Below are 4,093 nucleotides of genomic sequence, written 5' to 3' on the forward strand. Positions count from 1 at the left end.
GAAAATGTGCGAAAAATTTAATACGTTATCGTTTCGCGGGCTGCAGCCACAAGGAGGTGATTGACGCTTTCCCAGAACTGGCTGCCGCACCAAACATGATAATAGCCGCCAAGGGTTGAAACCGGGAGAAAGTCTTTCGGAAGCGTCCGCCACTACGATCCTGTGCTAGAGACGCCAAGGATTGCGTTCATGACTTTTCTCATGTCAGTCGTGCGTGGCCTGTCGTCTGTTTTGGCGGGCGGGATCAATGGCTCTACCGAAACCCATTCACGAACTGATCATAGAATTGCCGCTTGCGGCTAAGGCCGCCCCACGGCACCTGATCCACCATCATCCTAAAACGATAGGTGAATGACAAGGAAATGATATAATTGCGGTATTTTTTAAATCAGGTTCCATGGCTTAAGAAGTCACGCGAAGAAGATCGGTCGTGCGATAGTTAATACGCTGATGCGAGCGGTCTGGCGGGAACCCAACTCTATGCCGTCATCTTCGGATCGCTCAGGTCGTGTTGAACTGGACAACCTGTGCCTTGAATATCGAAACAGGACGGAACGCCGGGCGTCCGCACTTGGAACGGTCGCCGTAACCTGGCCCCTCAACAAGCCAGCCACGAAGATTTACAAATTGGCTGAGGTCTCCAGAAGCTCAAGCGGATCACCGCCATCCGTGCTCAAGCGTTTAAGATACTGAAAAGACTGCCTGGCCCCATATCACCACCTCAGTCCCACGGCGAAACGGAAATCCTGCAGGAACGGCGGCGTTTTTGCGGGTGTTCAGCTTCATCGCGATATCTGGCAAGACCGCGTCATCAATTGTCGGCAAGCCCCGGACAGGACTTTTCAAGGCTGCAGTCGGCTTTCATTTTTAGGCAGCATGGAACAGTAAGAATTGCGCATACTGGAGTATGTTACTTTCAGCATATTTCGTAAATATTGATTATCTTTACTATCTTGACGGCAGCATGTCAGGCACACCATCTTAGAAATACTTTTTGCAGATAAATTAACTATCCATTTTGTTAGTAATTCAGGCCTTTGAGAAAGGTGTCATGGTTTCATGGGAACGACGTCGAATAATCCTGCTTTTGACGCATTGGTGATAGGCGCCGGGATCAGTGGATTGACCATCGCTTTGCGATTGCAGGACCAGGGCTACAAGGTTGCCGTGCTTGAAGCCAGCGATGCAGCTGGTGGAAAAATCCGCACAATCACTCTGGAAGGAAAGAAAATTGATACCGGCGCGATTCGTCTCCTGGCATCGCGAAACCTGAACGATTTGTTCCGGCGCTACCGGACTTCGGTAATCAGGGGGACAGGGGCACATGCAAGTGTTGTCAAGGGAGGGGAAATCTGTCCGCTGCCGGGAAAATCCGAACATGGTTTGTTGGCCGACTTGACAGATGTCGCGAAGTATTTGCGTTTGCGGCAAAGGGCCCTGAAACTGGGCCGCTATTCGGGTCCGGATGGCGATGCGGTCTGGGCGATGCCATTTGGCGAATGGCTGGAAAGGCACCGGTTGACCTATTTTCTGGCTTTTGGCTTCTATCCGATTACCGCCCTGGGTTATGGTCATTTCGAAACACTTCCGACGATCCACGCCTTGAACTATCTGAATTGGGATATCCTGTCCGCCCGCATGCGGCCAAGGCACTTCGTGGTCGACGGATACCAGGGCCTTCCGGTTCATATGGCGCGGGATCTTGATGTCAGGTTCTGCGAGGCTGCCCGGAGTGTTACACGTTCAAACAGCGGCTGGGCTGTGCAAACGGACAAGACCGAATACAGGTGCAGGGAACTTGTTGTTGCCACCGCACCTCAGGACCTGAATCTGTTCGACAACTGGGAGGAGGGGCTGGGGGCGGAGGTTGCCGACGCGCTGGTCGCGTCCGACTACGTTGTCGGAACAGGCAAGTTTTCAAATGGCTCCAGGATGAGTGGATCCGTAGTCTTGTTTCCGGATTGTCAGGGTGGAAATGGAGCGCCTTTGGTTGTTGTAAGGCAGCCTCCCGGCAGGAACGGCGAAGGTGATTTTATGACGAGCTACTTTTACAGAAACGGTGTCGGAGACGATGTTCTGCTCGACAGGTTGAACTGTTGTCTCACGCCTTTTGACATGCGCATAGATCGGTTTCTTGAAGTCAAAAACTGGCCGACATACTCGCCGAGGTTTGCCTCTAAGGCGATTTCGCGTGGGTTGTTGCGCCGCATGTTTCTTATGCAAGGGCGCAACCGGTTCTGGTATGCAGGAGCCTTGCTTGCTGCCGAGGCCGTGCCACATGTTGTGGATCAAGCGCTCCATGTCGCGAAAGGCGTGTCAAGGTCCTTGGCGGTCTGCCGGTCCACCAAAGGTTCATTCTCCAAAAACTGATTTATTCCGGGCACAAACAACGCTTCGCCCAAGAAGGCGGACACATAAGACGTTTTATTGCACTTCCGTCTTTTTCGCCTGGAGCACGATCCACCACAACTGTACGTGACTGACGCGTGCGCGGTAGTCGGCGTCAAATGTCAAGGAATCGTAGTTCTCACCATATGTTCGCATCCATGCATCAAGCTTGATGCCCAACGCATTATGTCCGATCCATTTATGAGCGAAGTGTGGATCTAAAATGAAAAATATTGGCATGTAAAGGACCTTTCTGAAGGTCCAAAGAAATTTGGGTGCTTGAAAATGATTCCTGTCAATGACAGCAGTGTATCTGTAGTCTTCCGTTCTGTCTTTGCGGCATATTTCATTGAAATGATCTGCTGCATTTCTAACCAGGCCCATCGGGCCTCTGGGATAAAACCCGGAATAGGTCCTTATCATGAGAAGACCGGAGAAGGTGTCTACCCATGTCCAATTCCGCTCCGGCCCTTCTGGAGTTCGTGGATTTTCTTCGGTCCAGTGAATGCAGGACAGAAACACACGCCCAATACGGCTTTTTGAATCGATCAACTCATTGCACAAGTCAAACAAATCCTCGTATATCGCTTCGACTTTTCCTTCTACTCGAAAGTCCGCTGCGTGGGCATAGTGCTCAATTGTATCCATTAAAGTGACAGCATCGAATTTGCCCAACAGGCGTTTCTTGAGGTCCGGATCATTCATGATGTCTTTCCAATTCGCCCGGATAACATCCAATCCGTACAGCTGTCTGCCAACATGGGCCTGCTCATCGGAGATATTCACTCCGGTAACGAGGATCCCTTTGGATTTGGCGTAATTGAGCCAATCGCCGAAACCACAGCCAATATCAATGAGCCGGTCACCTGCCTGAAGGCCCAACTGGTCAAGCATAAAATCCCATTTATCCGACTGCGCTTGAGAAAGCGGCTTGTTGACGTCGCCATCGAAAAGATTAAAGCCAAGGTCGCGACCAGCATTTGTTGATCCTGTCATAAACAGGTTCTGCCATCGGTAGCAGGCCTGAACCCCTTCGTCGGCGTTAAAAATCGAAAACCGGAAAGCAAGCAGGGCAAGGTCATCGAGGACGATGGCAACTGGCCAAAGCAAAAGAAAAAACGGCGAAACGAAAACCGCAAGTACGATGGACGCAGCTATCAGCCCCGCATTGATGATCGAGTTGCGGCCAATCCAGCGCCTGACCGGAAATTCATGCGAGTGATCCCATTGATCAATCTCGTTTGCTGGAACGGGGCTGACCTTGTTCATTTTGCGTGTGCCTTAGGTGAAAATTGAAGTTAAATTTCTTCTTTTTACATAGTATAATAGTTTAAAAAAAATATATTGTGATAATTTATTATTTTTTTGGAATTAATTTAATAGTATTAATAGTGGTAAATGTTGGGTTTTTGTTTTTTATATTGGTTCATGACTGTCATTTATACTAAGGCCAAATGAGTGTGATTTATTTTTTAGCTCCCGTTTTGGCAAATATGGTCCCAAGATTTCAGACCAGTTGCTAAGCTCCGGCATTATCTGACGATGGGATCCATAATGAAGAAACGAAACCGCTATCAGCCGGTTGACGAAGTCGGACTTGGACGGATTTTGCCTGATCTAATCCTCTCTCTTTGGTTGACTTGGAGATTTTACGATGGCGATGGGCAGGCAGAGGTTGGAGTTATTGTCAAATCTGGTGTCCAAG

The 4,093-nt window shown here is 49.6% G+C and carries 2 protein-coding genes; one reads left to right on the forward strand and one right to left on the reverse strand.

Annotated elements, in window-relative coordinates; translation table 11 throughout:
* Positions 1–1,059 precede the first annotated feature (1,059 nt).
* On the forward strand, positions 1,060–2,370 hold the full coding sequence (locus tag E1297_RS03855) for an FAD-dependent oxidoreductase (protein WP_155134131.1): 1,311 nt from the start codon (positions 1,060–1,062) through the stop codon (positions 2,368–2,370).
* Between the two features lie 54 nt (positions 2,371–2,424).
* On the opposite strand, the gene E1297_RS03860 is transcribed toward E1297_RS03855, so the two are convergent.
* Positions 2,425–3,657 (reverse strand): cyclopropane-fatty-acyl-phospholipid synthase family protein, encoded by a 1,233-nt coding sequence (locus E1297_RS03860; protein ID WP_155134134.1) that lies wholly within the window; start codon positions 3,655–3,657, stop codon positions 2,425–2,427.
* Positions 3,658–4,093 lie beyond the last annotated feature (436 nt).

It is taken from the genome of Roseibium sp. RKSG952 (assembly GCF_009711355.1).

Coding starts and splice junctions, on each gene's coding strand:
- E1297_RS03855 (WP_155134131.1), top strand. CDS start 1,060: ATGGGAACGACGTCGAATAATCCTGCTTTTGACGCATTGGTGATAGGC.
- E1297_RS03860 (WP_155134134.1), bottom strand. CDS start 3,657: ATGAACAAGGTCAGCCCCGTTCCAGCAAACGAGATTGATCAATGGGAT.